We start from the raw sequence: 25,432 nt of genomic DNA, 5'->3' as shown, positions 1-25,432 counted from the left end.
GAGCTGACAGAACTATGTTCGAACAACGCGTAAATTCTGACGTACTAACCGTTTCAACCGTTAACTCACAGGATCAGGTTACCCAAAAACCTCTGCGTGACTCCGTGAAACAGGCACTGAAGAACTATTTTGCTCAACTGAATGGTCAGGATGTTAATGATCTGTATGAGCTGGTATTGGCTGAAGTAGAGCAGCCATTGTTGGACATGGTGATGCAATACACCCGTGGCAACCAAACCCGCGCTGCCCTGATGATGGGCATCAACCGTGGAACGCTGCGTAAGAAATTGAAAAAATACGGCATGAACTGATATTAATCAGTTAACTTGTTGTTTAAAAAGGCGCTACTCGGCATGGGGAAGCGCCTTTTTTAATTTTGCTGATACGCGTGTGTAGAAACTCACACTAGCGCTCTGAGTTCTTCCCGCATATAGGAAGAAAAGTATTCAGGGTTTTTAATAACAATTCGATTTTCGGACTCAACTTTTTCAGCCCAACCGGCCACCTTTTTCGTGAACTCAGTATTCCATCCCTCCTGATCACCGCGGGCCGTCACATCGGCAGCACTAACCGGTACGCCCAACTCTTTCAGATACTTAAAAATTCCTTTAGTTGTACTCTCGTCCATAGAATCTGGCGTTGATGCGGATGTATTCATTCCGCCAATGTAGTCCAATGCTTTTTCAATGACAGTTGGCATATTCATGTCCTTAAAATTGTCCATATTTTAAACGAGTCTGCGCATGCACCGACTCCCTCAGTTAACCATATGATTTAAAAGGTTACCATTATGGGTAATCACCCTTTTAAATAGTTGTGACACACTGAACGCTTCCTGAGGAAATGGTCACTTTTTAAATCTGAAAAGTGGTTGCTACTGGAGCAAGAACGGGCATGCCTGGAAGCGTTGCCAATTGAATTATAGGCACGCCTAGAGAAGCTCGGTGTTAACCACGATAACTTTGCTTTGCGATGCCGGATTAAAATCCGAAAATGCTCGAATTCATTTTCTCTCCACATTTATTTGCTTTCGCCCCTTTCTCTCCACTTTGTTTACACAGCACATGAATTGCAATTATTCGCTTCTCTCGCAAGGGTGATGACGGTGATAAAATAACCACATTCACGCCGGTTCAGGTTTGTAGATTTCCCGTAGCCCACAGCGCGAGTTATCCCTCACCGGGGTTTGTTTCAATGAGGTTCCAAATGAAAAAGCTAATTGCTGCTGCGTTGCTTTCAACACTTCTGGCAGGTTGTGCAACCGAGTCACCTTGCGTGCCTGTCTATGACGATCAAGGCCGCCTGGTGCACACCAATACCTGCATGAAAGGGACTACTCAGGATAACTGGGAGACCGCAGGTGCAATCGCCGGTGGCGCCGCTGCGATTGCAGGTTTAACGCTAGGTATCGTTGCGTTAACTAAATAAGGATTCCATGCGAATTAAAAAAAGCGCGCCCTGATTGGGCGCGCTTTTTTATTGAGAAAATGCCTCTGCATCTTTTAAGTGCAGGCAAAGATAGCCCCTTCCTTTTTAAGTCATAAGCTCTGCTTTTTTTGCGTGAAACAAATCACTCAGTTTCATGCTTTTTTGTTTTGTTGCATCAAGAGCCGTGATGTCTCTCACACCCCAGCATTAATAGCACTCCAGCTAATATTAACGTCAGAAACTACTTCTTTTCATATGATCTAAAGCTGAAACTTTTTTGTGCTGAAATGTGGCGTAGGTTTCATTTTTGCACCATTTCAGGGCGCTGTGAGTGATTTTTCCTGTCTACACTCAGCTAACTGCGACGCGTGGTACACGCATACCACGACTCGCAATCTTGGCACTCCCTTTGCTTTAACCAGACTGGCAGATGCCACAGACAGGAAAAACGGCGCCACGCTAGCGCTAATACTTATAACGATAATTTCGCCACACAGGATGCATTATGAAAAAGACACTACTCTCCACTCTGGTCGCAGCCGGTGCATTATTCGCAATCGTCGGCCAGGCTCACGCTGGGACCACGTTTGAAGCGGTAAAAAAGAAAGGTTTTGTGCAATGCGGGATTAGCGATGGTCTGCCCGGTTTTTCCTATGCTGATGCCAACGGTAAGTTTACCGGCATTGATGTAGACGTTTGTCGCGGCGTTGCGGCTGCGGTATTTGGTGATGCATCGAAAGTGAAATACACCCCACTGACTGCAAAAGAGCGTTTTACCGCACTCCAGTCAGGTGAAGTGGACATTTTGTCGCGCAATACGACCTGGACGTCCTCACGTGATGCTGGCATGGGCATGATGTTTACTGGCGTCACTTATTACGATGGCATCGGCTTCCTGACACACAACAAAGCAGGTCTGAAGAGTGCGAAGGAGCTGGATGGCGCAACAGTTTGTATTCAGGCTGGTACAGACACAGAGTTGAACGTGGCTGACTACTTCAAAGCCAACAACATGAAGTACACCCCAGTGACCTTCGACCGTTCTGATGAGTCAGCCAAAGCGCTGGAATCAGGCCGTTGCGATACGCTGGCTTCTGATCAGTCTCAGCTTTACGCCCTCCGTATCAAATTGAGTACTCCTGGCGAGTGGCTCGTTCTTCCAGAAGTCATCTCCAAAGAACCTCTTGGCCCGGTAGTTCGCCGCGGTGATGAAGATTGGTTCTCCATCGTGCGCTGGACGCTGTTCGCTATGCTGAATGCCGAAGAAATGGGCGTTGACTCTAAAAACGTTGACCAGATGGCCGCTAACCCGACAACACCAGATATGGCGCATCTGTTAGGGAAAGAAGGCGATTTCGGTAAAGACCTCAAGCTCGATAACAAATGGGCTTATAACATCGTTAAGCAAGTGGGTAACTACGCTGAAATCTTTGAACATAACGTGGGTTCTGAAAGCCCACTGAAAATTAAGCGCGGGCAAAATAATCTGTGGAATAAAGGTGGCATTCAGTACGCACCACCGGTTCGCTAAGCGAGACGTCAAAATGGGCACTGCTACGGTAGTGCCCAGGGTTTGAGTTTATGTTATTGAGGTTCGCTTATGTCCCATCGCCGCCCATTCGTAAAAGGGGATATCTCCTTTTCAAATCCTGCGGTTCGTGCGTGGTTGTATCAGATTATTGCGGTCGTCATCGTTGCTGGCATCGCCATTTACTTGATACACAACACCGTCACCAACCTTAGCAATCGTGGCATTACCTCCGGTTTTGCATTCCTGGATCGCAGCGCAGGCTTCGGTATCGTTCAGCATCTCATTGATTATGAACAGGGTGATACTTATGGTCGGGTGTTTGTAGTCGGCCTGCTGAATACCCTGTTGGTTTCTGCGTTATGCATCGTGTTTGCTTCATTTATCGGCTTCTTTCTCGGTTTAGCCCGGCTTTCCGATAACTGGCTTCTACGCAAACTTTCTACTTTTTATATCGAGACGTTCCGCAATATTCCTCCTTTATTGCAGATTTTCTTCTGGTATTTTGCGGTACTGCGCAACTTACCCGGCCCCCGTCAGGCGGTTAATGCCTTTGATCTTCTCTTTCTGAGCAACCGTGGGCTTTACATTCCTTCTCCGCAAATAGGTGAAGGAATACTGGCCTTTATTGCTGCTATTGCGGCTGCATTGATCCTTTCTGCGGGCCTGTTTCGCTACAACAAAATGCACCAGATAAAGACTGGGCAATTGCGCCGTACATGGCCTTTTGCTTTGGGTTTATTGATATTGCTGCCGATTGTTGCTCAATGGATTTTCGGTGCGGCACTGCACTGGGATGTCCCCGCTTTGCGCGGATTTAACTTCCGTGGCGGTATGGTGCTTATTCCTGAGCTTGCGGCATTAACTCTCGCGTTATCGGTTTATACCTCCGCTTTTATTGCCGAAATCATTCGTGCCGGAATCCAGTCAGTCCCTTATGGCCAGCACGAAGCGGCGCGCTCATTAGGGATACCCAATCCGGTCACATTGCGCCAGGTCATCATTCCTCAAGCGATGCGCGTGATCATTCCACCGCTTACCAGTCAGTATCTCAACATCGTGAAAAACTCCTCTCTGGCGGCTGCGATTGGCTATCCGGATATGGTTTCTTTGTTTGCCGGAACGGTGCTGAATCAGACGGGTCAAGCCATTGAAACTATTGCCATAACGATGTCGGTATATCTGATTATCAGCCTGACAATATCACTCTTGATGAATATCTATAATCGGCGAATAGCCCTGATTGAGCGCTAAGGAATCACGATGACAAAAGTATTGATGTCACATCACGCGCGCCCAAAAGCTGTTCGGTCCGGAGCTGTACAATGGGTACGCAAGAATCTCTTTTCAAGCTGGTCTAATAGCTTACTGACTATTTTCTGTTTGTGGATGATGTGGGAGCTGATCCCGCCATTGTTAAACTGGACGGTTTTCCAGGCGAATTGGATAGGCGATAGCCGCGCTGATTGCACCAAAGAAGGCGCTTGCTGGGTGTTTATCCATGCACGTTTTGGGCAATTTATGTACGGACTTTACCCTCATGATCAGCGCTGGCGAATTAACCTGGCGCTTTTGATTGGCCTGGCTTCCATCATTCCTATGTTCTGGAATGCGATGCCGCGTCGGGGGCGATATATCGCGGTGTGGGCAGTCGTCTATCCATTAGTTGTTTGGGGTTTATTGTACGGTGGTTTTTTAGGGTTGGATCGTGTCGAAACACGTCAGTGGGGAGGGTTAACTTTAACGCTGATCATTGCATCCGTTGGGATCGCCGGAGCATTGCCGCTGGGGATCTTATTGGCATTAGGCCGCCGTTCAACAATGCCTGTCGTCAGAATTTTGTCGGTGGTGTTTATTGAATTCTGGCGCGGTGTACCGCTAATTACCGTGTTGTTTATGTCATCCGTCATGCTGCCGTTATTTCTATCCGAAGGGACAAGCATTGATAAATTGATCCGCGCATTGGTTGGCGTGATTTTGTTCCAGTCGGCCTATGTGGCAGAAGTTGTACGTGGCGGCTTACAGGCGCTACCAAAAGGACAGTATGAAGCGGCGGAATCTCTGGCGCTGGGGTACTGGAAAACACAGGGGCTAGTTATCTTACCTCAGGCCCTAAAAATGGTCATTCCTGGCCTGGTTAATACCATTATCGCCCTATTCAAAGACACCAGCCTGGTGATCATTATTGGCTTGTTTGATCTCTTTAGTAGCGTGCAACAAGCCACGGTTGATCCCGCCTGGCTAGGCATGTCGACTGAAGGATATGTTTTTGCCGCGCTTATCTACTGGATTTTCTGCTTCAGTATGTCGCGCTATAGCCAGCATCTTGAAAAACGTTTTAACACCGGAAGAGCACCGCACTGAGGATGAATAAATGAGCCAAATGACTATGCAACCCGCTGATGCGATGATCATGCTGGAGAATGTTAATAAGTGGTACGGGCAATTTCACGTACTGAAAGATATTAATCTGAAGGTCAAACAAGGTGAACGCATAGTTCTATGCGGCCCTTCCGGTTCAGGTAAATCAACAACAATTCGTTGTATAAACCACCTGGAAGAGCATCAACAAGGACGTATTGTCGTTGATGGAACCGAGCTGAATGATGATTTGCGCAATATAGAGAAGGTGCGGACTGAGGTTGGTATGGTATTTCAGCACTTTAACCTTTTCCCACATCTGACCGTACTGCAAAACTGCACGCTTGCCCCGATTTGGGTGCGCAAAATGCCCAGGAAAGAGGCCGAAGCACTAGCAATGCATTACCTGGAACGCGTGCGAATTGCCGAGCACGCGCATAAATTCCCAGGACAAATCTCTGGTGGGCAACAGCAGCGTGTGGCGATTGCTCGCTCGTTATGTATGAAGCCCAAGATCATGCTGTTTGATGAACCCACTTCTGCACTCGATCCTGAGATGGTTAAAGAAGTGCTTGATACGATGATTGGCCTGGCAGAATCTGGCATGACGATGTTGTGTGTAACACACGAAATGGGCTTTGCGCGAACGGTAGCTGATAGAGTTATCTTTATGGATCGAGGGGAAATTGTTGAACAAGCGCCCCCGGATGAGTTCTTTGCACATCCGAAGTCGGAGCGTACCAGAGCTTTCTTATCTCAGGTTATTCATTGATATTTAAAGATAAAGGCCACGACAGTGGCCTTATTTTCCTGACAAAAATCCATAACAAAAAGGCCATCCGAAAGGATGGCCTTTTTGTTTATTTGAAGCCTGGCAGTTCCCTACTCTCGCATGGGGAGACCCCACACTACCATCGGCGCTACGGCGTTTCACTTCTGAGTTCGGCATGGGGTCAGGTGGGACCACCGCGCTACTGCCGCCAGGCAAATTCTTTATCCAGCGCCGAACATTAACCTAAAAACTGGTGCTGATACCCAGAGTCGAACTGGGGACCTCACCCTTACCAAGGGTGCGCTCTACCAACTGAGCCATATCAGCACACTTTAATTTGGAGCCTGGCAGTTCCCTACTCTCGCATGGGGAGACCCCACACTACCATCGGCGCTACGGCGTTTCACTTCTGAGTTCGGCATGGGGTCAGGTGGGACCACCGCGCTACTGCCGCCAGGCATATTCTGTTTCATCAACCGTTATGTTATTCACATAACCATCGACTTAAAATCTCGGTTCAAGCTGAAAATCAAATATCTTAGTCTCTCAACCAAAACACCTTCGGTGTTGTAAGGTTAAGCCTCACGGATCATTAGTACTGGTTAGCTCAACGTATCGCTACGCTTACACACCCAGCCTATCAACGTCGTAGTCTTCAACGTTCCTTCAGGGGAATCAAGTTCCCAGGGAGAATTCATCTCGGGGCAAGTTTCGCGCTTAGATGCTTTCAGCGCTTATCTTTTCCGCATTTAGCTACCGGGCAATGCCATTGGCATGACAACCCGAACACCAGTGATGCGTCCACTCCGGTCCTCTCGTACTAGGAGCAGCCCCCCTCAATTCTCCAGCGCCCACGGCAGATAGGGACCGAACTGTCTCACGACGTTCTAAACCCAGCTCGCGTACCACTTTAAATGGCGAACAGCCATACCCTTGGGACCTACTTCAGCCCCAGGATGTGATGAGCCGACATCGAGGTGCCAAACACCGCCGTCGATATGAACTCTTGGGCGGTATCAGCCTGTTATCCCCGGAGTACCTTTTATCCGTTGAGCGATGGCCCTTCCATTCAGAACCACCGGATCACTAAGACCTGCTTTCGCACCTGCTCGAGCCGTCACTCTCGCAGTCAAGCTAGCTTATGCCTTTGCACTAACCTCACGATGTCCGACCGTGATTAGCTAACCTTCGTGCTCCTCCGTTACGCTTTAGGAGGAGACCGCCCCAGTCAAACTACCCACCAGACACTGTCCGCAACCCGGATTACGGGTCTACGTTAGAACATCAAACATTAAAGGGTGGTATTTCAAGGTTGGCTCCATGCAGACTGGCGTCCACACTTCAAAGCCTCCCACCTATCCTACACATCAAGGCTCAATGTTCAGTGTCAAGCTATAGTAAAGGTTCACGGGGTCTTTCCGTCTTGCCGCGGGTACACTGCATCTTCACAGCGATTTCAATTTCACTGAGTCTCGGGTGGAGACAGCCTGGCCATCATTACGCCATTCGTGCAGGTCGGAACTTACCCGACAAGGAATTTCGCTACCTTAGGACCGTTATAGTTACGGCCGCCGTTTACCGGGGCTTCGATCAAGAGCTTCAGCTTGCGCTTAACCCCATCAATTAACCTTCCGGCACCGGGCAGGCGTCACACCGTATACGTCCACTTTCGTGTTTGCACAGTGCTGTGTTTTTAATAAACAGTTGCAGCCAGCTGGTATCTTCGACTGCCTTCAGCTCCATCCGCGAGGGACTTCACCTACCGACAGCGTGCCTTCTCCCGAAGTTACGGCACCATTTTGCCTAGTTCCTTCACCCGAGTTCTCTCAAGCGCCTTGGTATTCTCTACCTGACCACCTGTGTCGGTTTGGGGTACGATTCGTTGTTACCTGATGCTTAGAGGCTTTTCCTGGAAGTGCGGCATTTGTTACTTCAGCACCGTAGTGCCTCGTCATCACACCTCAGCGTTAGATAAGAGTCCGGATTTACCTAAACTCTCCGCCTACATGCTTAAACCGGGACAACCGTCGCCCGGCTAACATAGCCCTCTCCGTCCCCCCTTCGCAGTAACACCGAGTACAGGAATATTAACCTGTTTCCCATCGACTACGCCTTTCGGCCTCGCCTTAGGGGTCGACTCACCCTGCCCCGATTAACGTTGGACAGGAACCCTTGGTCTTCCGGCGAGCGGGTTTTTCACCCGCTTTATCGTTACTTATGTCAGCATTCGCACTTCTGATACCTCCACCAGACCTCACAGTCCAGCTTCAACGGCTTACAGAACGCTCCCCTACCCAACAACGCCTAAGCGTCGCTGCCGCAGCTTCGGTGCATGGTTTAGCCCCGTTACATCTTCCGCGCAGGCCGACTCGACCAGTGAGCTATTACGCTTTCTTTAAATGATGGCTGCTTCTAAGCCAACATCCTGGCTGTCTGTGCCTTCCCACATCGTTTCCCACTTAACCATGACTTTGGGACCTTAGCTGGCGGTCTGGGTTGTTTCCCTCTTCACGACGGACGTTAGCACCCGCCGTGTGTCTCCCGTGATAACATTCTTCGGTATTCGTAGTTTGCATCGGGTTGGTAAGCCGGGATGGCCCCCTAGCCGAAACAGTGCTCTACCCCCGAAGATGAGTTCACGAGGCGCTACCTAAATAGCTTTCGGGGAGAACCAGCTATCTCCCGGTTTGATTGGCCTTTCACCCCCAGCCACAAGTCATCCGCTAATTTTTCAACATTAGTCGGTTCGGTCCTCCAGTTAGTGTTACCCAACCTTCAACCTGCCCATGGCTAGATCACCGGGTTTCGGGTCTATACCCTGCAACTTAACGCCCAGTTAAGACTCGGTTTCCCTGCGGCTCCCCTATACGGTTAACCTTGCTACAGAATATAAGTCGCTGACCCATTATACAAAAGGTACGCAGTCACCCCATAAAAGAGGCTCCCACTGCTTGTACGTACACGGTTTCAGGTTCTGTTTCACTCCCCTCGCCGGGGTTCTTTTCGCCTTTCCCTCACGGTACTGGTTCACTATCGGTCAGTCAGGAGTATTTAGCCTTGGAGGATGGTCCCCCCATATTCAGACAGGATACCACGTGTCCCGCCCTACTCTTCGAGTTCACAGTATGTGCATTTTTGTGTACGGGAGTATCACCCTGTACCCTGCGACTTTCCAGACGCTTCCACTAATACACAAACTGATTCAGACTCTGGGCTGCTCCCCGTTCGCTCGCCGCTACTGGGGGAATCTCGGTTGATTTCTTTTCCTCGGGGTACTTAGATGTTTCAGTTCCCCCGGTTCGCTTCGTTAAGCTATGTATTCACTTAACGATAGTGTGACGAATCACACTGGGTTTCCCCATTCGGAAATCGTCGGTTATAACGGTTCATATCACCTTACCGACGCTTATCGCAGATTAGCACGTCCTTCATCGCCTCTGACTGCCAGGGCATCCACCGTGTACGCTTAGTCGCTTAACCTCACAACCCGAAGATGTCTCGTAAGACACAATCGTATGTTGTGAAAATTTGAGAGACTCGAACACACCGCATTTTCCTTTCTTATTACGGAGAAAGAAAACAGTGTGTCGTTTCAATTTTCAGCTTGTTCCGGATTTTTAAAGAGCAAATACTTCTCAGCACACTGTTAAACAGTACACTTAGAAGTATTGGGTGAGCATGAAATGATGGTGGAGCTAAGCGGGATCGAACCGCTGACCTCCTGCGTGCAAGGCAGGCGCTCTCCCAGCTGAGCTATAGCCCCATCGATTTCGTAAAACCTTTGATTTACCGTGAATTATTCGCTAGTCAAGGCGCAGCGTCACGAAGCATATTGAAATATGCGAGTGATGCTGTAACGCAGGATAGCGGAGAATTTGGTAGGCCTGAGTGGACTTGAACCACCGACCTCACCCTTATCAGGGGTGCGCTCTAACCACCTGAGCTACAAGCCTATAAGGTTTTACTGCTCGTTTTCTATCAGACAATCTGTGTGAGCACTACGCAAGTTCGTATCTATTAGGTAAGGAGGTGATCCAACCGCAGGTTCCCCTACGGTTACCTTGTTACGACTTCACCCCAGTCATGAATCACAAAGTGGTAAGCGCCCTCCCGAAGGTTAAGCTACCTACTTCTTTTGCAACCCACTCCCATGGTGTGACGGGCGGTGTGTACAAGGCCCGGGAACGTATTCACCGTAGCATTCTGATCTACGATTACTAGCGATTCCGACTTCACGGAGTCGAGTTGCAGACTCCGATCCGGACTACGACGCACTTTATGAGGTCCGCTTGCTCTCGCGAGGTCGCTTCTCTTTGTATGCGCCATTGTAGCACGTGTGTAGCCCTACTCGTAAGGGCCATGATGACTTGACGTCATCCCCACCTTCCTCCAGTTTATCACTGGCAGTCTCCTTTGAGTTCCCGGCCGAACCGCTGGCAACAAAGGATAAGGGTTGCGCTCGTTGCGGGACTTAACCCAACATTTCACAACACGAGCTGACGACAGCCATGCAGCACCTGTCTCAGAGTTCCCGAAGGCACTAAGCTATCTCTAGCGAATTCTCTGGATGTCAAGAGTAGGTAAGGTTCTTCGCGTTGCATCGAATTAAACCACATGCTCCACCGCTTGTGCGGGCCCCCGTCAATTCATTTGAGTTTTAACCTTGCGGCCGTACTCCCCAGGCGGTCGACTTAACGCGTTAGCTCCGGAAGCCACTCCTCAAGGGAACAACCTCCAAGTCGACATCGTTTACGGCGTGGACTACCAGGGTATCTAATCCTGTTTGCTCCCCACGCTTTCGCACCTGAGCGTCAGTCTTTGTCCAGGGGGCCGCCTTCGCCACCGGTATTCCTCCAGATCTCTACGCATTTCACCGCTACACCTGGAATTCTACCCCCCTCTACAAGACTCTAGCCTGCCAGTTTCGAATGCAGTTCCCAGGTTGAGCCCGGGGATTTCACATCCGACTTGACAGACCGCCTGCGTGCGCTTTACGCCCAGTAATTCCGATTAACGCTTGCACCCTCCGTATTACCGCGGCTGCTGGCACGGAGTTAGCCGGTGCTTCTTCTGCGAGTAACGTCAATCACTGTGGTTATTAACCACAATGCCTTCCTCCTCGCTGAAAGTACTTTACAACCCGAAGGCCTTCTTCATACACGCGGCATGGCTGCATCAGGCTTGCGCCCATTGTGCAATATTCCCCACTGCTGCCTCCCGTAGGAGTCTGGACCGTGTCTCAGTTCCAGTGTGGCTGGTCATCCTCTCAGACCAGCTAGGGATCGTCGCCTAGGTGAGCCATTACCTCACCTACTAGCTAATCCCATCTGGGCACATCTGATGGCAAGAGGCCCGAAGGTCCCCCTCTTTGGTCCGAAGACGTTATGCGGTATTAGCTACCGTTTCCAGTAGTTATCCCCCTCCATCAGGCAGTTTCCCAGACATTACTCACCCGTCCGCCGCTCGTCACCCAGGAGCAAGCTCCCTGTGCTACCGCTCGACTTGCATGTGTTAGGCCTGCCGCCAGCGTTCAATCTGAGCCATGATCAAACTCTTCAATTAAAAGCTTGATTTGCTTCAACTCGTGAAGCGGTGCTCAAAAATTAACTTTCGTAATAATTCAACTAAATGAATTACTGCTTGGTCACTCTTCAAGACTTGATATTTTTTTGATACCCGAAGGTATCTGAGATATCAATCCTGCGAGTGCCCACACAGATTGTCTGATAAATTGTTAAAGAGCAGTGAGTCAGGCGCTTTCGCTTGCTAACTCGAGGTGGCGCATATTACGCTTTCCTCTTTCAGAGTCAACCCTTAATTTCAGGATATTTGACTCTCATCGCCGCCGTTACTCTGTGATGTTGTTCACATGTTCCGTGTCGATGGAGGCGCATTATAGGGATCTCTTTTTATTGCACAACCCTTTTTTCGATCTTTTCTACTGACTGATTAGTTTTCGCCCTTTTCGCTGCGATCGTGTTCGATCTGCCCTGTTTTTGACGGTTTCCCTTCTTGCCTTCGGTTCAGAAAGCAGCCACAGTCTATCTACGAAGAGAACTTCCAGAGGTATTTATGTCCGCAGTATTACGACCTTTTCAAAAAACTTACCCTAAAGTCGGCCAACGAGTGATGCTTGATAGTTCCAGTGTCGTCATTGGCGATGTACGTCTTGCCGATGATGTGAGTATTTGGCCGCTAGTCGCCATTCGTGGTGACGTAAACTATGTCGCTATTGGTGCTCGTAGCAACATTCAGGATGGCAGTGTTCTGCACGTCACGCATAAATCCGCCTACAACCCGGAAGGTAACCCGCTAGTTGTTGGTGAAGATGTAACTGTTGGACACAAGGTCATGCTGCACGGCTGCACTATTGGCAATCGCGTGCTTGTCGGTATGGGATCGATTTTGCTGGATGGTGTAGTAATAGAAGATGACGTAATGATTGGTGCGGGAAGTCTGGTGCCACAACACAAGCGACTTGAAAGTGGTTACCTTTATTTGGGTAGCCCGGTTAAACAGATTCGCCCACTCACATCAGAAGAACGGGAAGGCTTAAAATACTCAGCCAATAACTATGTACGATGGAAAGATGAATACCTCGCTCAGGAAAGCCAGACCCAGCCTTGATCGTCATCTTCGTCTTCGACAATCATTGCCTCAGCTTCTTCTTCCAGGTCCCAACGATGAAGACGGAAGTGCTCGAGCCATGATTCATTATTATCGCCACCATAGCGGCTGGCGATAATCTCCCCGGAAATGCCGCACATCACCTGAAACCCATTTACTACCGCAGGAAAACAAATAGCCTGACACTTATCGTCCCACCATTCACGATCGGGAAACTGGATCGCCTGGTTCACTGCAACATTTCCTGTTTTAGCTTTTCTATCACGGGTGTGATTTCAGGTAATACTCCATGCCACAGTAAAAATGCATGCGCAGCTTGCCCCACCAACATCCCCAAACCGTCAGCGTAGTGTTGAACGCCGTGTTGTTTGCACCAAAGCAGGAAGGGGGTTTCACCCTTTTGGTAGAACATGTCGTAGCAATAAACGTTGTGCGAAAGCAGCGACGCTGGGATCGCTGGAATGTCACCAGCGATTCCACTCGAAGTCGCATTGATAATGAGATCAAATTCATGGCCATCGAGGTCACATTGCGCCAACGCCTTAACACTTCCAGTGTGGCTAAAGAGTTGTGCGAGTTCTTGTGCTCGGGAAAAGGTTCGGTTAACTATCGTTACTGCGCAATCAAGTGAAAGCAGTGGCAATAATACCCCTCTTGCCGCTCCACCAGCACCTAACAACAAAATGCGCTGCCTCGGTTTAATGAACGACAAACGTTCCAGGTCGGTTAACAACCCAATACCGTCAGTGTTATCCCCCAACAGACGACCATCTTCCAGACGTTTGAGAGTATTCACCGCTCCGGCTAAAGCTGCACGTTCAGTCAGTTCATCTGCCCGAGCGAATGCCTGCTCCTTAAAAGGAACGGTAATGTTGATGCCTTTGCCGCCAGCCTGGAAAAATTGCTCCAGTGTTTCAATAAAAGCATCAACAGGTGCCAACACGCGACCATATGGATGCTCGATAGTTAGTTGTTCAGCAAACATCTTGTGTATTTGCGGTGATTTGCTGTGCTGAATTGGGTTACCAAAAACGGCAAAGGTTTCCATTAACTAAATTACCCTTGGCGGAAAAGTTCGCCGGTCAAAGCGTCACGAATTTCAGAAGGATTCTGGCGGCCTCCGGTATCACCACGCAATACCGGGAAGTTATCGCCAAATTGCAGCGAGACTTCATCGGCAGTGCGACACGGAGGTAGGCCGGATAAGTTGGCACTGGTGGAAACCAAAGGTTTGCCAAACGCCTCGCATAAATCGCGAACTAAAGGATGGTCAGTGACTCTCACAGCCAGGGAATCAAACCGACCCGTTAGCCAGCGCGGCGTTGAAGGAAGCGCAGGAAAGACAAAAGTCACTGGTCCTGGCCAGCAAGAAAACACATCTTCTGTCTGCTTTTGTGAAAGTGCGGAACTATCTATATAAGGAACTAGTTGCTCGAAATTCGCAGCAATCAGAATCAGGCCTTTGTCGACAGGACGATGTTTTAACTCAAGCAAACGCGTAACGGCTAATTCACTGTCAGGATCACAACCGACACCGAATACAGCTTCGGTTGGATAAGCGATGACTTGTTGTTCTTTTAAGGCGGCAACGATCTCTACGAGTTGCTCTTTTTGCAGGTTTGTCTTCACAAGCTTTTATTCCGCCGTTACCGGCTTTCCACATTGTTTACTGGCACAGAAATGTTTTAAGCCCTGTGCGGTTTTCTTTTCGATAAGTAAAGGATAGTGACATACAGGGCATTCGCCCGCTTCCGGTTTGCTGTTGATAACAAACTGACATGTCGGGTAGCTATCACAAGACCAAAATGTTTTGCCAAATCGAGAACGGCGCTGGACTAATTTCCCCTGCTGGCATTGCGGGCAGCTAATTGCCGTTTCATCAGGTTTATCGATGACTTCCGTGTGTTCGCAGGAAGGATAGTTGCTACAACCAATGAACATGCCAAAACGCCCCTGGCGTAGAACAAGGTTCTCCTGGCATAACGGGCAGAGCTGGCCTTCCAGTACTTTAACTATATGGGCGTCAGCCTGGTTTTTTAGCGGGCGCACATAATCACATTCCGGGTAATGAGAACAGCCAAGAAAAGGGCCATGTTTACCGGAACGAATCACTAACCCTGCCCCGCATTGTGGACAGGGTTCATTTTTAGGCACAGTGAACAGTGCTGATTTGGTCATAACATCCCATGCTGCGACTTTAATTTAGTGCAGCATACCTTCATTTACTTCGAAGAGTAATTCTTCCATTTGCTGATATGCGTTTTCGCAACCCGGAATATTGAACAGTACCATTAGCACTACCCACTTTAAGTCTTCCAGCTCAAACTCAGCGGTGTCTAGCGCCAATACTCGTTCAATGACCATTTCACGAGTTTCGAGGTTCAGCACCTGAATCTGTTCCAGGAACAGTAAAAACCCCCGGCAAGTCGCATCAAGTCGCTGGCATTCTTCTGCGGTATAGATCCGCATAGAAAGCGGGTCAGCGGCCAGTTGCATGGGTTCTGTCAGACCCTCTTGATAGTCTGCCAGTTTTTCAAGCCATACAAGAGCGTTATAAATGTCTTCGTGATCAAAACCAGCGTCGGCGAGATCACGCGTTAATTTATCTTGATCAACTCGCATTTCCACTTCGTTGTGGATGTAGGTTTCAAATAAGTACATTAGTACGTCGAACATGGCATGCCCTCCTCAATCGGACATAGCCGCCGGGTACAGCTGCGATCCATCCTGCTAACTCCAGTTCGAGTAGCTGGGCTACCGTAACTGGCACAGGTTGGCCGGCACGTTCAGCGACGACGTCAACAGGTGTAACCTCATCTCCTACGTTAGCCAACAGCTCAGGAAATGGCAATGTGCGATCCCCTTCATTGTGTGAATATATTAATGCTTTGTGAGGTGGCGGAAGCCATTGCAGTTCGTTTTCTAGATACTCGAGAATATCTGTAGGATGACTCACAAGAGTTGCCCCCTGCTTAATCAACCAATGCGGGCCTTCACTCCCCGGGCTACCCACGGCCCCAGGTAATGCAAATAGTTCACGGCCTTGTTCGAGGGCATAACGCGCTGTAACCAACGAACCGCTGCGCTCACTCGCCTCCACAACAAATACTGCCCGGCTTAGCCCGCTAATGATGCGATTTCTGCGAGGGAAGTTACCAGGATACGGCGAGGTCGTAAGTGGAAACTCAGATACTACCGTCCCTCCTTCAGCAATGATCTGCTGACCCAACTGCTTATGCCGTTTGGGGTAGATTTCTGCCAGACCGTTTCCCAATACCGCGAGGGTTTTTCCATGAACATTGAGTGCTGCGCGGTGCGCTACCGCATCAATACCCAAAGCCAGGCCACTGGTTATTGTTAACCCAGCGGTAGCGAGTGGCTCACAAAACATCCGGCACCAACGTTCGCCGTAAAGAGTAAGGCCGCGATTACCCACTACTGCAAGCTGATTACTGGAAAGAAGCGCCACATCACCCGCGACAAATAGCGCTGCGGGGTAACAGTCTATTGCCCGTAGTTGCTCGGGATATGCTGGGTCATCTGCAGTCAGGAGATGATGATTAGGTTGTTCAAGCCAGTTGAATGATGCTTCCAGTTCTTTATTACTGAGTGCCAGAAACTGAGATATCTGTGGAGCAGACATCCCTGCTTTAGCCAGCGAGAATGACGAATACTCCGACTCACTCAATAAGAAATGGGCAATTTTTAATAGCTTATCGCCACTCAAGCTTTGAACAGCCATAAGGCGTAACCAAATCTCTTTTGTTGGCATAACTTCCCCCTGCCATAAGCTATAAAAGCAATCCTTGCGATTGGTCACTGATGCTGTCAATCAGGCGGGGAAATGTCTAGAATAGAGGTAATAATCTTTCTATCAATTGAACACAGCTCTGGATATTTATGTCAGTTTTGCAGGTATTACATTTTCCGGACGAGCGCCTTCGCACTGTTGCGACGCCGGTTAAAGAGGTGAATGCGGAGATTCAGCGGATTGTCGATGACATGTTCGAGACAATGTACGCAGAGGAAGGTATTGGCCTGGCAGCAACGCAGGTGGATATCCATCAACGTATTATCGTGATTGATGTTTCCGAGAATCGCGATGAACGGCTGGTGTTGATTAACCCTGAACTGCTGGAAAAAAGCGGTGAAACAGGTATCGAAGAAGGTTGCCTTTCTATTCCTGAACAACGTGCACTGGTTCCACGTGCGGAAAAAGTCAAAATCCGCGCGCTCGATCGTGAAGGTAAATCGTACGAACTAGAAGCTGATGGCCTGCTGGCTATTTGTATTCAGCACGAGATGGATCACTTGGTTGGCAAACTTTTCGTCGATTATCTTTCGCCGTTGAAACGTCAGCGTATTCGTCAGAAACTGGAAAAAATGGCTCGCCTGAATAAGAGCGCCTAATACATCACAAAAGGGAATAATGTGTCTGATTCACTACGTATTATTTTCGCTGGCACACCTGACTTCGCAGCGCGTCATCTAGACGCGCTGTTGTCTTCTCAGCACCAGGTCGTTGGCGTATTCACACAACCCGACCGGCCCGCTGGACGTGGTAAAAAGCTGATGCCGAGTCCTGTCAAAGTGTTGGCTACGGAAAAGAATATCCCCGTTTTTCAACCTGCGTCATTGCGCCCTGCTGAAAATCAGGAATTGGTTTCCAACCTGGATGCCGATGTGATGGTCGTCGTGGCTTACGGTTTGATTCTGCCAAAAGCAGTTCTTGATATGCCTCGCCTGGGTTGCATCAATGTGCACGGGTCACTGCTGCCACGCTGGCGCGGTGCGGCGCCTATCCAGCGCTCATTATGGGCAGGTGATGCTGAAACTGGCGTAACCATCATGCAGATGGATGTTGGTCTGGATACTGGCGATATGCTGGTTAAACTCGCATGCCCGATTGAAGCGACAGATACCAGCGCAACGTTGTACGATAAACTGGCAGAGCTTGGCCCTCAGGGGTTACTGGAAACATTGAGTCAGTTGGCAGCAGGCACTGCAAAACCTGAAACTCAGAATGAAGAATTAGTGACTTACGCTGAAAAGCTCAGCAAGGAAGAGGCCCGCGTCGATTGGTCACTTTCCGCGGCACAGCTCGAGCGCAATATCCGTGCATTTAACCCGTGGCCAATGAGTTGGCTGGAAATTGACGGGCAGCCTGTCAAAATCTGGCAAGCATCCGTGATCAACCAGCCGGCTAAAGCAATCCCTGGAACAATCATCGAAGCCAGTAAGCAGGGTATTCAGGTGGCAACAGGTGAAGGGATTTTAAATCTGGAATCGCTTCAACCCGCAGGTAAAAAAGCAATGAGCGCTCAGGATATTCTGAACTCTCGCAGCGAATGGTTTAAGCCAGGTGCACTCCTCGCCTGATAAAAGAAATTCTTTGCGCCCAGGTCAAACACCTGGGCATTTTTGTTTTTAAGCGCCGAAAAACCAGAGCGTTGTTATGAAAAAAACACAAAATCTTCGCAGTATGGCCGCACAGACGATTGAACAAGTTGTGGAACAGGGCCAATCGCTCAGCAATGTCCTACCAGCCATGCAACAAAAAGTCTCTGATAAAGATAGAGCTTTACTACAAGAGCTTTGCTTTGGTGTATTACGCACCTTACCGCAGCTAGAATGGCTGATTGGTAAATTGATGTCCCGTCCAATGACCGGCAAGCAACGCACCATCCACTATCTGATTATGGTGGGTTTTTATCAGCTGCTTTATACCCGAATTCCAGCCCATGCCGCTCTGGCAGAAACGGTTGAAGGCGCGGTAGCAATTAAACGCCAGTCGCTGAAAGGGCTGATTAATGGCGTTCTTCGTCAGTTCCAACGGCAGCAAGAAGAATTAATGGCGGAAGCGGCGAAACACGAAAGTCGTTTTTTACATCCTTCCTGGTTGCTGCAACGTTTGAAAAAAGCCTACCCTAATCAGTGGCAATCCATCATTGAGGCTAACAATCAGCGCCCACCAATGTGGCTACGCGTGAACCGTCAGCATCAAACGCGTGAAGAGTGGATGGCACTACTGGCTGAAAAAGGCTTTGAAGGACATGCTCACCCGCAATATCGCGACGCTGTGCGTCTCGAGACTCCAGCTCCTGTGCATGCGCTGCCTGGATTTGAAGAGGGCTGGGTGACTGTTCAGGACGCCTCAGCTCAGGGTTGTGTTGATCTGCTTGATCCGCAAAACGGCGATACGATCCTGGATTTGTGTGCGGCACCGGGCGGAAAAACGACACATATTCTGGAAGCTGCTCCAAAAGCGCGTGTCATGGCAGTAGACATTGATGAACAGCGCCTGAAAAGAGTCCACGAAAACCTACAACGTTTGGGAATGACCGCTGATGTGAAAAAAGGTGATGGTCGTTACCCTGAGCAGTGGTGTGGCAACCAGCAATTTGATCGTATTCTTCTTGACGCTCCATGTTCAGCAACAGGGGTTATTCGACGTCATCCGGATATCAAATGGCTGCGCCGTGACCGTGATATCGCTGAATTAGCCGCGCTGCAAAAAGAGATTCTTGAAGCTATCTGGCCAAAACTGAAAACGGGTGGAACATTGGTCTACGCGACCTGTTCTATCCTGCCGGAAGAGAATTGCCAGCAAGTCGCCGCATTCCTGGCCCTGCATCCAGAAGCAAAACTGGTTGAAACGGGTACAACTGAAAAGCCGGGGATCCAGAATCTACCTTCCCAGGAAGACGGTGACGGCTTCTTTTACGCTAAGCTAATTAAGAGCTGATTCAGTTTGCTGAGTCTTAGGTTTCATCACCCATGAAGCTATAAACAATGAAAATAATAATTCTCGGTGCTGGCCAGGTTGGCGGCACGCTGGCAGAAAACCTGGTTGGTGAGAACAACGATATTACCGTTGTTGATACTAATCAGGATCGCCTACGCAGCTTGCAAGATAAGTTCGATTTACGTGTTGTGCAGGGGCACGGCTCGCATCCACGTGTTTTACGCGAAGCAGGTGCAGACGACGCCGATATGCTGGTTGCTGTTACCAGTTCTGATGAAACGAATATGATCGCCTGCCAGGTGGCGTATTCGTTGTTTAACACGCCAAACCGAATTGCGCGTATCCGTGCGCCAGATTACGTGCGTGACGCCGAGCGTTTGTTTAACGCTGAAGCTGTGCCAATTGACCATCTTATTGCGCCAGAACAATTAGTTATCGACAATATTTATCGTCTGATTGAGTATCCTGGGGCGCTTCAGGTCGTGAATTTCGCAGAAGGGAAAGTCAGTCTTGCGGTAGTGAAAGCCTATTACGGTGGCCCATTGGTAGGGAATGCCCTTTCGACGATGCGTGAACATATGCCGCATATCGAAACTCGTGTCGCCGCTATTTTCCGCCATGACCGTCCAATTCGCCCGCAAGGTTCAACCATCGTTGAAGCTGGGGACGAAGTCTTCTTCATTGCCGCATCTCAGCATATTCGGGCGGTAATGAGTGAGCTACAACGTCTGGAAAAACCGTATAAGCGCATCATGCTCGTTGGCGGCGGTAATATTGGCGCTGGTCTGGCGCAACGCCTTGAAAAGGATTACAGCGTTAAGCTTATTGAACGCGATCCACAACGCGCAGCCGAACTTGCGGAAATGCTGCAAAACACCATTGTATTCTATGGCGATGCTTCCGATCAGGAGCTGCTGGCTGAAGAGCATATCGAACAGGTAGATTTGTTTATCGCCGTCACCAACGATGATGAAGCAAATATTATGTCTGCGATGCTGGCTAAACGTATGGGAGCCAAAAAAGTGATGGTTCTTATTCAGCGTAAAGCTTACGTGGACCTGGTACAGGGCAGCGTAATTGATATTGCAATTTCACCGCAGCAAGCCACCATTTCGGCGCTTCTGGGGCACGTGCGGAAAGCTGATATCGTCAGCGTTTCATCTTTGCGTCGTGGAGTAGCCGAAGCGATTGAGGCCGTTGCGCACGGTGACGAAAGTACTTCACGTGTAGTAGGACGATCTATTGATGAGATAAAACTTCCGCCAGGAACAATTATCGGCGCAGTCGTTCGTGGCAATGATGTCATGATCGCTAATGACAATTTACGCATCGAACAAGGTGACCATGTCATTATGTTCCTGACAGATAAGAAATTTGTTAGCGATGTAGAACGCCTGTTCCAGCCGAGTCCATTCTTCCTGTAATCACTTTTGGGCAGATTACTTTTCTGCCCACTCACTTTCAAATTCGATAAACCTTACTAAACCTATTGAATTAGCAATAAATTCTTATTTCCTGATGTAATGGCAATCGAGTCATCATTTGTTAGACTTATTAACGTCAGCCGGAACAAGGAGAGAAAAATGAGCATGTTAAAAGAATTTCGCGAATTCGCGATGCGCGGAAATGTTGTTGATTTGGCAGTGGGTGTCATCATTGGTGCGGCATTCGGGAAAATCGTTTCATCACTGGTTGCAGATATTATTATGCCGCCACTGGGGTTATTGATTGGTGGTGTTGATTTTAAACAATTCGCTATAACGCTAAGACCTGCAGTCGGAGATATTCCGGCAGTGGTAATGCATTACGGCGTTTTTATTCAAAATATCTTTGATTTCGTGATCGTTGCGTTCGCAATCTTCATGGCAATCAAAGCGCTAAACCAACTGAATCGTAAGAAAAAAGAAGAACCTGCAGCACCACCGGTGCCAACAAAAGAAGAAATATTACTCAGCGAAATCCGCGACCTGCTTAAACAGCAGAATGAGCGAATCTGATTGCGCTAGTTAAAACAGGAAGGCCAGTGGTAAAAAAACAATTTGCTTGTTTGCCACTGGCCTCCCAGTTACTACGTTTTCCATGTTTTGCTGTTCGTTGATAACTACCTTTCCCTTTCTTATTCTGCTCAACTCTTTGGCGAAATAACGGGTCATGCAGTAAAGCCTCGATGGCATTATCCCTGATGACACCTTTTTTATGCTGATACTTGCTCATACAAACTCCAGATAGATTAAAATAACGGCATTATTCTATGCCTGCACATATCGGACTGCAATTTATTCTTTTCGCTGGCTCGCACCTTGCTCAAGAGCCTCGAGAATTGAACAATACTCACTGCTATGAGCGCTTCCACAGCAGGCATCATTCAGTCTTTGTAATGATCTTTTCATATGCTGTAATTCTTTAATTTTCGACTCAACTTCGAGCAGCCTCGACTGCACAATGCTCTTTGATTCCTGGCATGTATGATGTTCGGGATCAACTCGGATAGACAAAAGTTCACTGATCGTTTCAAGAGTGAAGCCTAACTGCTTGGCATAACGGATGAATTTCAAACGCTGTAAATCACTTTCGCTGTAAAGTCTGAATCCGCCTTCAGTCCTGACTTCATGAGCCATCATTTGCTGCTTTTCGTAATAACGAATGGTATCAGGTGTAACGTCCGCCAGTTTGGCCAACTCTCCAATACGAAACATGATTATTCCTCAACAATTTTATGAAGCAACGTATGTCGTTCTTGCTGGTAAGAGATACAACAAAGATACGATGAATTAATGCCGGAGGGGAATTTCAGATATAAAAAAACCGGGCAAGCCCGGTTTTTTCACGTTACTACAGATTACTCTGCAGCAGCTTCTGTTTGAGATTCGGCGCGGTCAACCAGCTCGATGTAAGCCATCGGAGCGTTATCACCAGCACGGAAGCCACACTTAAGAATACGAGTGTAACCACCAGTACGCGCTGCAAAGCGCGGACCCAATTCATTAAACAGTTTTGCCACGATCTCGTTATCACGAGTGCGGGCGAATGCCAGACGACGATTAGCAACGCTATCAGTCTTGGCAAGAGTAATCAGCGGCTCAACTACGCGACGCAGCTCTTTCGCTTTAGGCAGAGTCGTCTTGATGATCTCATGACGAACCAGTGAACCTGCCATGTTGCGGAACATAGCCTGGCGATGGCTGCTGTTGCGGTTCAGTTGACGACCACTCTTACGATGGCGCATGACCTTATCCTTCTCAGTAAAACCTTAACCTGTGATCCGGTTACTCGTCAGCGATGCTTGCCGGTGGCCAGTTTTCCAGGCGCATGCCCAGAGACAAACCACGGGAAGCCAGCACGTCTTTAATCTCAGTAAGAGATTTTTTACCCAAGTTAGGCGTTTTGAGCAGCTCAACTTCGGTACGCTGTACCAGATCACCGATATAGTGGATAGCTTCTGCCTTAAGGCAGTTAGCAGAGCGGACAGTCAATTCCAGATCGTCAACAGGGCGCAGCAGGATCGGATCGAATTCTGGTTTCTCTTCTTTAACTTCTGGTTGACGTACATCACGTAAGTCAACGAAAGCTTCAAGTTGTTCAGCCAGAATGGTTGCCGCACGACGAATCGCCTCTTCAGGATCGATTGTGCCGTTGGTTTCCATTTCGATGACCAGCTTATCCAGGTCGGTGCGCTGTTCTACACGCGCAGCTTCAACATTGTAGGCAATTCGCTCTACAGGGCTGTAGCAAGCGTCGACCAGCAAACGTCCGATTGGGCGCTCATCTTCTTCCGAATGAATTCGGGCAGAGGCCGGCACATAACCGCGACCGCGCTGAACTTTGATACGCATGCTAATAGATGCGTTCTCATCGGTCAGGTGGCAGATCACATGCTGCGGCTTGACGATTTCGACATCACCATCATGGGTGATATCGGCTGCAGTCACAGGGCCAATGCCAGACTTATTCAGAGTAAGAATAACATCATCTTTACCTTGAACTCTCACCGCCAGCCCTTTCAGGTTGAGCAGGATTTCCAGGATATCCTCCTGAACGCCTTCTTTGGTGCTGTACTCATGTAGTACACCATCAATCTCAACCTCTGTCACCGCGCAACCCGGCATCGATGAGAGCAGAATACGGCGCAGTGCATTACCAAGAGTATGGCCAAAGCCACGCTCTAAAGGCTCAAGGGTCACCTTGGCGTGCGTCGAACTCACTTGCTCGATATCTACCAGGCGCGGTTTTAGAAACTCTGTCACAGAACCCTGCATTGTGTCCTCTCTTTGGTACTAAGCCTTACTTGGAGTAAAGCTCGACGATCAGGTGTTCGTTAATGTCCGCAGACAGATCTGTACGCTCAGGCTTACGCTTGAACACACCTTCCATCTTAGCAGCATCAACTTCCAGCCAGGTTGGCTTTTCACGCTGTTCAGCCAGCTCCAGAGCGGCCTTCACGCGAGATTGCTTTTTGGCTTTCTCACGGATGCTAACTACGTCATTCGGAGTTACCTGATAAGAAGCGATGTTAACAACGCGACCATTTACCATTACTGCTTTGTGGCTAACGAGCTGACGTGATTCTGCACGAGTAGCACCGAAGCCCATACGGTAAACAACGTTGTCAAGACGACCTTCCAGCAGAGCCAACAGGTTTTCACCGGTGTTGCCTTTCAGACGAGCTGCTTCTTTATAGTAGTTACGGAACTGACGCTCCAGAACACCGAACATACGGCGAACTTTTTGCTTTTCACGCAACTGCACACCATAGTCAGACAGACGCGGTTTACGCGCACCGTGCTGGCCAGGAGCTTGTTCAATTTTACACTTGGTATCGATCGCGCGAACACCAGACTTCAGGAACAGGTCTGTGCCCTCGCGACGGCTCAGCTTGAGCTTAGGACCCAAATATCTTGCCATTTTCTTTCTCCAACATTCCTAAAAACGAGCGTTATACGCGACGTTTTTTCGGCGGACGACAACCGTTGTGAGGGATCGGAGTCACATCAGTAATATTAGTGATGCGGAAACCAGCGGCGTTCAGAGCACGAATAGTAGATTCGCGGCCTGGACCCGGTCCCTTAACCATAACTTCAAGGTTCTTGATACCGTATTCTTTCACAGCTTCTGCGCAACGCTCTGCTGCAACCTGAGCTGCGAACGGAGTGGACTTGCGAGAGCCACGGAAACCGGAACCACCGGCAGTTGCCCAACCCAATGCATTACCCTGACGATCAGTAATAGTAACGATTGTGTTGTTGAAAGAAGCATGGACATGAGCCACGCCGTCAGAGACTTGTTTTCTTACACGCTTACGTGCACGAACTGGTGCCTTTGCCATTATTCAATCACCCCGATTATTTCTTGATCGGTTTGCGCGGACCCTTACGGGTACGTGCGTTGGTCTTCGTACGCTGACCGCGTACTGGCAGACCACGACGATGACGCAAACCGCGATAGCAACCAAGGTCCATCAGACGCTTGATGCTCATACTCACTTCACGGCGTAGATCACCTTCAACGACAAATTTGGCAACTTCGTCACGCAGCGTGTCGATTTGTTCTTCAGACAGCTCTCTGATCTTAACATCTTCAGCGATACCCGCCGCAGCACAAATGGCCTTTGAACGAGTCTTGCCTACACCGTAGATCGAAGTTAAAGCGATCACGGTATGTTTTTGATCAGGAATGTTAATGCCTGCTATACGGGCCACTATGCACTCCTACTATTTAGATTATGCGTCCCATACCGAAAAGCCCGTTTTCAGGATACTCAAATGGAAACGCATAGACATACAAAAGATTGGCTGGCTAATCTAGCCAGCTCAACCCAACTTTGCAAGAAAAATATGCGAGATAATCAGCCTTGACGCTGTTTATGCTTCGGTTCGGCGCTGCAAATCACGCGAATAACACCGTCACGCTTAACGATTTTGCAGTTACGACATAATTTCTTGACGGAAGCACGAACTTTCATTTTTACTCTCCG

27 protein-coding genes, 3 tRNA genes and 4 rRNA genes are annotated in these 25,432 nt (G+C 48.9%); 12 read left to right on the top strand and 22 right to left on the bottom strand.

The features are described 5' to 3' along the window. Positions 1-14 precede the first annotated feature (14 nt). Entirely contained in the window at positions 15-311 is a 297-nt protein-coding gene (gene fis, locus DY231_RS02200; RefSeq protein WP_000462905.1) for a DNA-binding transcriptional regulator Fis, read from the top strand. Positions 312-400: 89 nt separating this feature from the next. On the opposite strand, the gene DY231_RS02195 is transcribed toward fis, so the two are convergent. After that, positions 401-724, bottom strand: a complete 324-nt coding sequence (locus DY231_RS02195; RefSeq protein ID WP_115627120.1) for a DUF1889 family protein — start codon at positions 722-724, stop codon at positions 401-403. A 482-nt stretch (positions 725-1,206) separates the two neighbouring features. On the opposite strand from DY231_RS02195, the gene DY231_RS02190 reads away from it, so the two are divergent. The 5 genes from DY231_RS02190 to DY231_RS02170 all read left to right on the top strand — a co-directional run bounded on the left by DY231_RS02190 (position 1,207) and on the right by DY231_RS02170 (position 6,089). Next, positions 1,207-1,428: a hypothetical protein gene (locus DY231_RS02190; RefSeq protein WP_034498932.1), complete on the top strand. Its 222-nt coding sequence runs from the start codon at positions 1,207-1,209 to the stop codon at positions 1,426-1,428. A gap of 505 nt (positions 1,429-1,933) precedes the next feature. Then, positions 1,934-2,959 carry an amino acid ABC transporter substrate-binding protein gene (locus DY231_RS02185; protein ID WP_115627119.1) on the top strand — a complete coding sequence of 342 codons (1,026 nt, stop codon included), beginning with the start codon at positions 1,934-1,936 and terminating at the stop codon, positions 2,957-2,959. Between the two features lie 69 nt (positions 2,960-3,028). After that, positions 3,029-4,210 carry an amino acid ABC transporter permease gene (locus tag DY231_RS02180; protein WP_115627118.1) on the top strand — a complete coding sequence of 394 codons (1,182 nt, stop codon included), beginning with the start codon at positions 3,029-3,031 and terminating at the stop codon, positions 4,208-4,210. Between the two features lie 9 nt (positions 4,211-4,219). Then, a complete protein-coding gene (locus tag DY231_RS02175; RefSeq protein WP_115627117.1) occupies positions 4,220-5,320 on the top strand; it encodes an amino acid ABC transporter permease in 1,101 nt (366 codons plus the stop codon). Between the two features lie 10 nt (positions 5,321-5,330). Beyond that, positions 5,331-6,089: an amino acid ABC transporter ATP-binding protein gene (locus tag DY231_RS02170; RefSeq protein WP_115627116.1), complete on the top strand. Its 759-nt coding sequence runs from the start codon at positions 5,331-5,333 to the stop codon at positions 6,087-6,089. A gap of 97 nt (positions 6,090-6,186) precedes the next feature. Here DY231_RS02170 and rrf (DY231_RS02165) read toward each other — a convergent pair. The 7 genes from rrf (DY231_RS02165) to DY231_RS02135 all read right to left on the bottom strand — a co-directional run bounded on the left by rrf (DY231_RS02165) (position 6,187) and on the right by DY231_RS02135 (position 11,651). Beyond that, positions 6,187-6,302, bottom strand: a 5S ribosomal RNA gene (rrf, locus tag DY231_RS02165). A gap of 38 nt (positions 6,303-6,340) precedes the next feature. Beyond that, positions 6,341-6,416: transfer RNA gene (locus DY231_RS02160), tRNA-Thr, on the bottom strand. 15 nt (positions 6,417-6,431) lie between these two features. Continuing rightward, positions 6,432-6,547 (bottom strand): 5S ribosomal RNA (gene rrf / locus DY231_RS02155). Between the two features lie 113 nt (positions 6,548-6,660). Next, a 23S ribosomal RNA gene (locus DY231_RS02150) occupies positions 6,661-9,569 on the bottom strand. Positions 9,570-9,776: 207 nt separating this feature from the next. Next, a tRNA-Ala gene (locus tag DY231_RS02145) sits at positions 9,777-9,852 on the bottom strand. A gap of 113 nt (positions 9,853-9,965) precedes the next feature. Next, positions 9,966-10,042: transfer RNA gene (locus DY231_RS02140), tRNA-Ile, on the bottom strand. Positions 10,043-10,111: 69 nt separating this feature from the next. Continuing rightward, positions 10,112-11,651, bottom strand: a 16S ribosomal RNA gene (locus tag DY231_RS02135). The 16S, 23S and 5S rRNA genes sit together here with 3 tRNA genes alongside, the layout of an rRNA operon. A 510-nt stretch (positions 11,652-12,161) precedes the next feature. Between DY231_RS02135 and DY231_RS02130 the strand changes: the two genes are divergently transcribed. Beyond that, positions 12,162-12,716 carry a gamma carbonic anhydrase family protein gene (locus DY231_RS02130; RefSeq protein WP_115627115.1) on the top strand — a complete coding sequence of 185 codons (555 nt, stop codon included), beginning with the start codon at positions 12,162-12,164 and terminating at the stop codon, positions 12,714-12,716. Here DY231_RS02130 and DY231_RS02125 read toward each other — a convergent pair. From DY231_RS02125 to dprA, 6 genes are read right to left on the bottom strand one after another with little or no spacing between them, the layout of a single operon-like run. Then, positions 12,692-12,949, bottom strand: coding sequence for a DUF1488 family protein (locus DY231_RS02125; RefSeq protein ID WP_115627114.1), 258 nt, complete (start codon positions 12,947-12,949; stop codon positions 12,692-12,694). The two genes, DY231_RS02130 and DY231_RS02125, sit on opposite strands and share 25 nt — an antisense overlap. Further along, positions 12,946-13,764: a shikimate dehydrogenase gene (gene aroE, locus DY231_RS02120; RefSeq protein ID WP_115627113.1), complete on the bottom strand. Its 819-nt coding sequence runs from the start codon at positions 13,762-13,764 to the stop codon at positions 12,946-12,948. Before aroE ends, DY231_RS02125 begins: the two co-directional genes overlap by 4 nt. Positions 13,765-13,772: 8 nt before the next feature. Continuing rightward, positions 13,773-14,345: an L-threonylcarbamoyladenylate synthase type 1 TsaC gene (gene tsaC / locus DY231_RS02115; RefSeq protein ID WP_115627112.1), complete on the bottom strand. Its 573-nt coding sequence runs from the start codon at positions 14,343-14,345 to the stop codon at positions 13,773-13,775. A gap of 6 nt (positions 14,346-14,351) precedes the next feature. Continuing rightward, positions 14,352-14,894, bottom strand: a complete 543-nt coding sequence (locus DY231_RS02110; RefSeq protein ID WP_115627111.1) for a DNA topoisomerase family protein — start codon at positions 14,892-14,894, stop codon at positions 14,352-14,354. A gap of 24 nt (positions 14,895-14,918) precedes the next feature. Then, positions 14,919-15,392 carry a DUF494 family protein Smg gene (gene smg / locus DY231_RS02105; protein WP_115627110.1) on the bottom strand — a complete coding sequence of 158 codons (474 nt, stop codon included), beginning with the start codon at positions 15,390-15,392 and terminating at the stop codon, positions 14,919-14,921. Beyond that, positions 15,364-16,488: a DNA-protecting protein DprA gene (dprA, locus tag DY231_RS02100; RefSeq protein WP_115627109.1), complete on the bottom strand. Its 1,125-nt coding sequence runs from the start codon at positions 16,486-16,488 to the stop codon at positions 15,364-15,366. Before dprA ends, smg begins: the two co-directional genes overlap by 29 nt. Before the next feature lie 128 nt (positions 16,489-16,616). Between dprA and def the strand changes: the two genes are divergently transcribed. The 5 genes from def to mscL all read left to right on the top strand — a co-directional run bounded on the left by def (position 16,617) and on the right by mscL (position 21,458). Beyond that, entirely contained in the window at positions 16,617-17,126 is a 510-nt protein-coding gene (def, locus tag DY231_RS02095; RefSeq protein WP_115627108.1) for a peptide deformylase, read from the top strand. Between the two features lie 21 nt (positions 17,127-17,147). Continuing rightward, positions 17,148-18,095, top strand: coding sequence for a methionyl-tRNA formyltransferase (fmt, locus tag DY231_RS02090; RefSeq protein ID WP_115627107.1), 948 nt, complete (start codon positions 17,148-17,150; stop codon positions 18,093-18,095). Positions 18,096-18,171: 76 nt separating this feature from the next. After that, positions 18,172-19,461 (top strand): 16S rRNA (cytosine(967)-C(5))-methyltransferase RsmB, encoded by a 1,290-nt coding sequence (gene rsmB / locus DY231_RS02085; protein ID WP_115627106.1) that lies wholly within the window; start codon positions 18,172-18,174, stop codon positions 19,459-19,461. A gap of 47 nt (positions 19,462-19,508) precedes the next feature. Beyond that, entirely contained in the window at positions 19,509-20,885 is a 1,377-nt protein-coding gene (gene trkA, locus DY231_RS02080; protein ID WP_034499005.1) for a Trk system potassium transporter TrkA, read from the top strand. Between the two features lie 159 nt (positions 20,886-21,044). Beyond that, complete coding sequence (gene mscL, locus DY231_RS02075; protein ID WP_115627105.1) at positions 21,045-21,458, top strand: large-conductance mechanosensitive channel protein MscL; 414 nt, start codon at positions 21,045-21,047, stop codon at positions 21,456-21,458. On the opposite strand, the gene DY231_RS02070 is transcribed toward mscL, so the two are convergent. From DY231_RS02070 to rpmJ, 8 genes are all read right to left on the bottom strand, one after another. Beyond that, on the bottom strand, positions 21,433-21,675 hold the full coding sequence (locus DY231_RS02070; RefSeq protein ID WP_115627104.1) for an alternative ribosome-rescue factor A: 243 nt from the start codon (positions 21,673-21,675) through the stop codon (positions 21,433-21,435). The two genes, mscL and DY231_RS02070, sit on opposite strands and share 26 nt — an antisense overlap. Positions 21,676-21,737: 62 nt before the next feature. Then, positions 21,738-22,157 (bottom strand): Zn(2+)-responsive transcriptional regulator, encoded by a 420-nt coding sequence (zntR, locus tag DY231_RS02065; protein WP_115627103.1) that lies wholly within the window; start codon positions 22,155-22,157, stop codon positions 21,738-21,740. A 143-nt stretch (positions 22,158-22,300) separates the two neighbouring features. Then, positions 22,301-22,687 (bottom strand): 50S ribosomal protein L17, encoded by a 387-nt coding sequence (gene rplQ / locus DY231_RS02060; protein ID WP_034461760.1) that lies wholly within the window; start codon positions 22,685-22,687, stop codon positions 22,301-22,303. A 40-nt stretch (positions 22,688-22,727) separates the two neighbouring features. Further along, entirely contained in the window at positions 22,728-23,717 is a 990-nt protein-coding gene (locus tag DY231_RS02055; RefSeq protein ID WP_034461761.1) for a DNA-directed RNA polymerase subunit alpha, read from the bottom strand. Positions 23,718-23,742: 25 nt separating this feature from the next. Then, positions 23,743-24,363, bottom strand: coding sequence for a 30S ribosomal protein S4 (rpsD, locus tag DY231_RS02050; protein ID WP_034461762.1), 621 nt, complete (start codon positions 24,361-24,363; stop codon positions 23,743-23,745). 31 nt (positions 24,364-24,394) lie between these two features. Next, the gene (rpsK, locus tag DY231_RS02045; RefSeq protein WP_004138423.1) at positions 24,395-24,784 is read right to left on the bottom strand and encodes a 30S ribosomal protein S11; all 390 of its coding nucleotides are present in this window, start codon (positions 24,782-24,784) and stop codon (positions 24,395-24,397) included. A gap of 16 nt (positions 24,785-24,800) precedes the next feature. Further along, complete coding sequence (gene rpsM, locus DY231_RS02040) at positions 24,801-25,157, bottom strand: 30S ribosomal protein S13 (protein ID WP_034461763.1); 357 nt, start codon at positions 25,155-25,157, stop codon at positions 24,801-24,803. A gap of 146 nt (positions 25,158-25,303) precedes the next feature. Beyond that, a complete protein-coding gene (gene rpmJ / locus DY231_RS02035; RefSeq protein WP_000868187.1) occupies positions 25,304-25,420 on the bottom strand; it encodes a 50S ribosomal protein L36 in 117 nt (38 codons plus the stop codon). Positions 25,421-25,432 lie beyond the last annotated feature (12 nt).

It is taken from the genome of Buttiauxella agrestis (assembly GCF_900446255.1).
Classification (GTDB): Bacteria; Pseudomonadota; Gammaproteobacteria; order Enterobacterales; family Enterobacteriaceae; genus Buttiauxella; species Buttiauxella agrestis.
This window is presented reverse-complemented; position numbering and strand designations above follow the sequence as displayed.

Excerpts from the sequence above, each read along its gene's own strand:
- fis (WP_000462905.1), top strand. The coding sequence starts at position 15 with ATGTTCGAACAACGCGTAAATTCTGACGTACTAACCGTTTCAACCGTT.
- DY231_RS02195 (WP_115627120.1), bottom strand. The coding sequence starts at position 724 with ATGGACAATTTTAAGGACATGAATATGCCAACTGTCATTGAAAAAGCA.
- DY231_RS02190 (WP_034498932.1), top strand. The coding sequence starts at position 1,207 with ATGAAAAAGCTAATTGCTGCTGCGTTGCTTTCAACACTTCTGGCAGGT.
- DY231_RS02185 (WP_115627119.1), top strand. The coding sequence starts at position 1,934 with ATGAAAAAGACACTACTCTCCACTCTGGTCGCAGCCGGTGCATTATTC.
- DY231_RS02180 (WP_115627118.1), top strand. The coding sequence starts at position 3,029 with ATGTCCCATCGCCGCCCATTCGTAAAAGGGGATATCTCCTTTTCAAAT.
- DY231_RS02175 (WP_115627117.1), top strand. The coding sequence starts at position 4,220 with ATGACAAAAGTATTGATGTCACATCACGCGCGCCCAAAAGCTGTTCGG.
- DY231_RS02170 (WP_115627116.1), top strand. The coding sequence starts at position 5,331 with ATGAGCCAAATGACTATGCAACCCGCTGATGCGATGATCATGCTGGAG.
- DY231_RS02130 (WP_115627115.1), top strand. The coding sequence starts at position 12,162 with ATGTCCGCAGTATTACGACCTTTTCAAAAAACTTACCCTAAAGTCGGC.
- aroE (WP_115627113.1), bottom strand. The coding sequence starts at position 13,764 with ATGGAAACCTTTGCCGTTTTTGGTAACCCAATTCAGCACAGCAAATCA.
- DY231_RS02110 (WP_115627111.1), bottom strand. The coding sequence starts at position 14,894 with ATGACCAAATCAGCACTGTTCACTGTGCCTAAAAATGAACCCTGTCCA.
- smg (WP_115627110.1), bottom strand. The coding sequence starts at position 15,392 with ATGTTCGACGTACTAATGTACTTATTTGAAACCTACATCCACAACGAA.
- dprA (WP_115627109.1), bottom strand. The coding sequence starts at position 16,488 with ATGCCAACAAAAGAGATTTGGTTACGCCTTATGGCTGTTCAAAGCTTG.
- def (WP_115627108.1), top strand. The coding sequence starts at position 16,617 with ATGTCAGTTTTGCAGGTATTACATTTTCCGGACGAGCGCCTTCGCACT.
- rsmB (WP_115627106.1), top strand. The coding sequence starts at position 18,172 with ATGAAAAAAACACAAAATCTTCGCAGTATGGCCGCACAGACGATTGAA.
- trkA (WP_034499005.1), top strand. The coding sequence starts at position 19,509 with ATGAAAATAATAATTCTCGGTGCTGGCCAGGTTGGCGGCACGCTGGCA.
- mscL (WP_115627105.1), top strand. The coding sequence starts at position 21,045 with ATGAGCATGTTAAAAGAATTTCGCGAATTCGCGATGCGCGGAAATGTT.
- DY231_RS02070 (WP_115627104.1), bottom strand. The coding sequence starts at position 21,675 with ATGAGCAAGTATCAGCATAAAAAAGGTGTCATCAGGGATAATGCCATC.
- zntR (WP_115627103.1), bottom strand. The coding sequence starts at position 22,157 with ATGTTTCGTATTGGAGAGTTGGCCAAACTGGCGGACGTTACACCTGAT.
- rplQ (WP_034461760.1), bottom strand. The coding sequence starts at position 22,687 with ATGCGCCATCGTAAGAGTGGTCGTCAACTGAACCGCAACAGCAGCCAT.
- DY231_RS02055 (WP_034461761.1), bottom strand. The coding sequence starts at position 23,717 with ATGCAGGGTTCTGTGACAGAGTTTCTAAAACCGCGCCTGGTAGATATC.
- rpsD (WP_034461762.1), bottom strand. The coding sequence starts at position 24,363 with ATGGCAAGATATTTGGGTCCTAAGCTCAAGCTGAGCCGTCGCGAGGGC.
- rpsK (WP_004138423.1), bottom strand. The coding sequence starts at position 24,784 with ATGGCAAAGGCACCAGTTCGTGCACGTAAGCGTGTAAGAAAACAAGTC.
- rpmJ (WP_000868187.1), bottom strand. The coding sequence starts at position 25,420 with ATGAAAGTTCGTGCTTCCGTCAAGAAATTATGTCGTAACTGCAAAATC.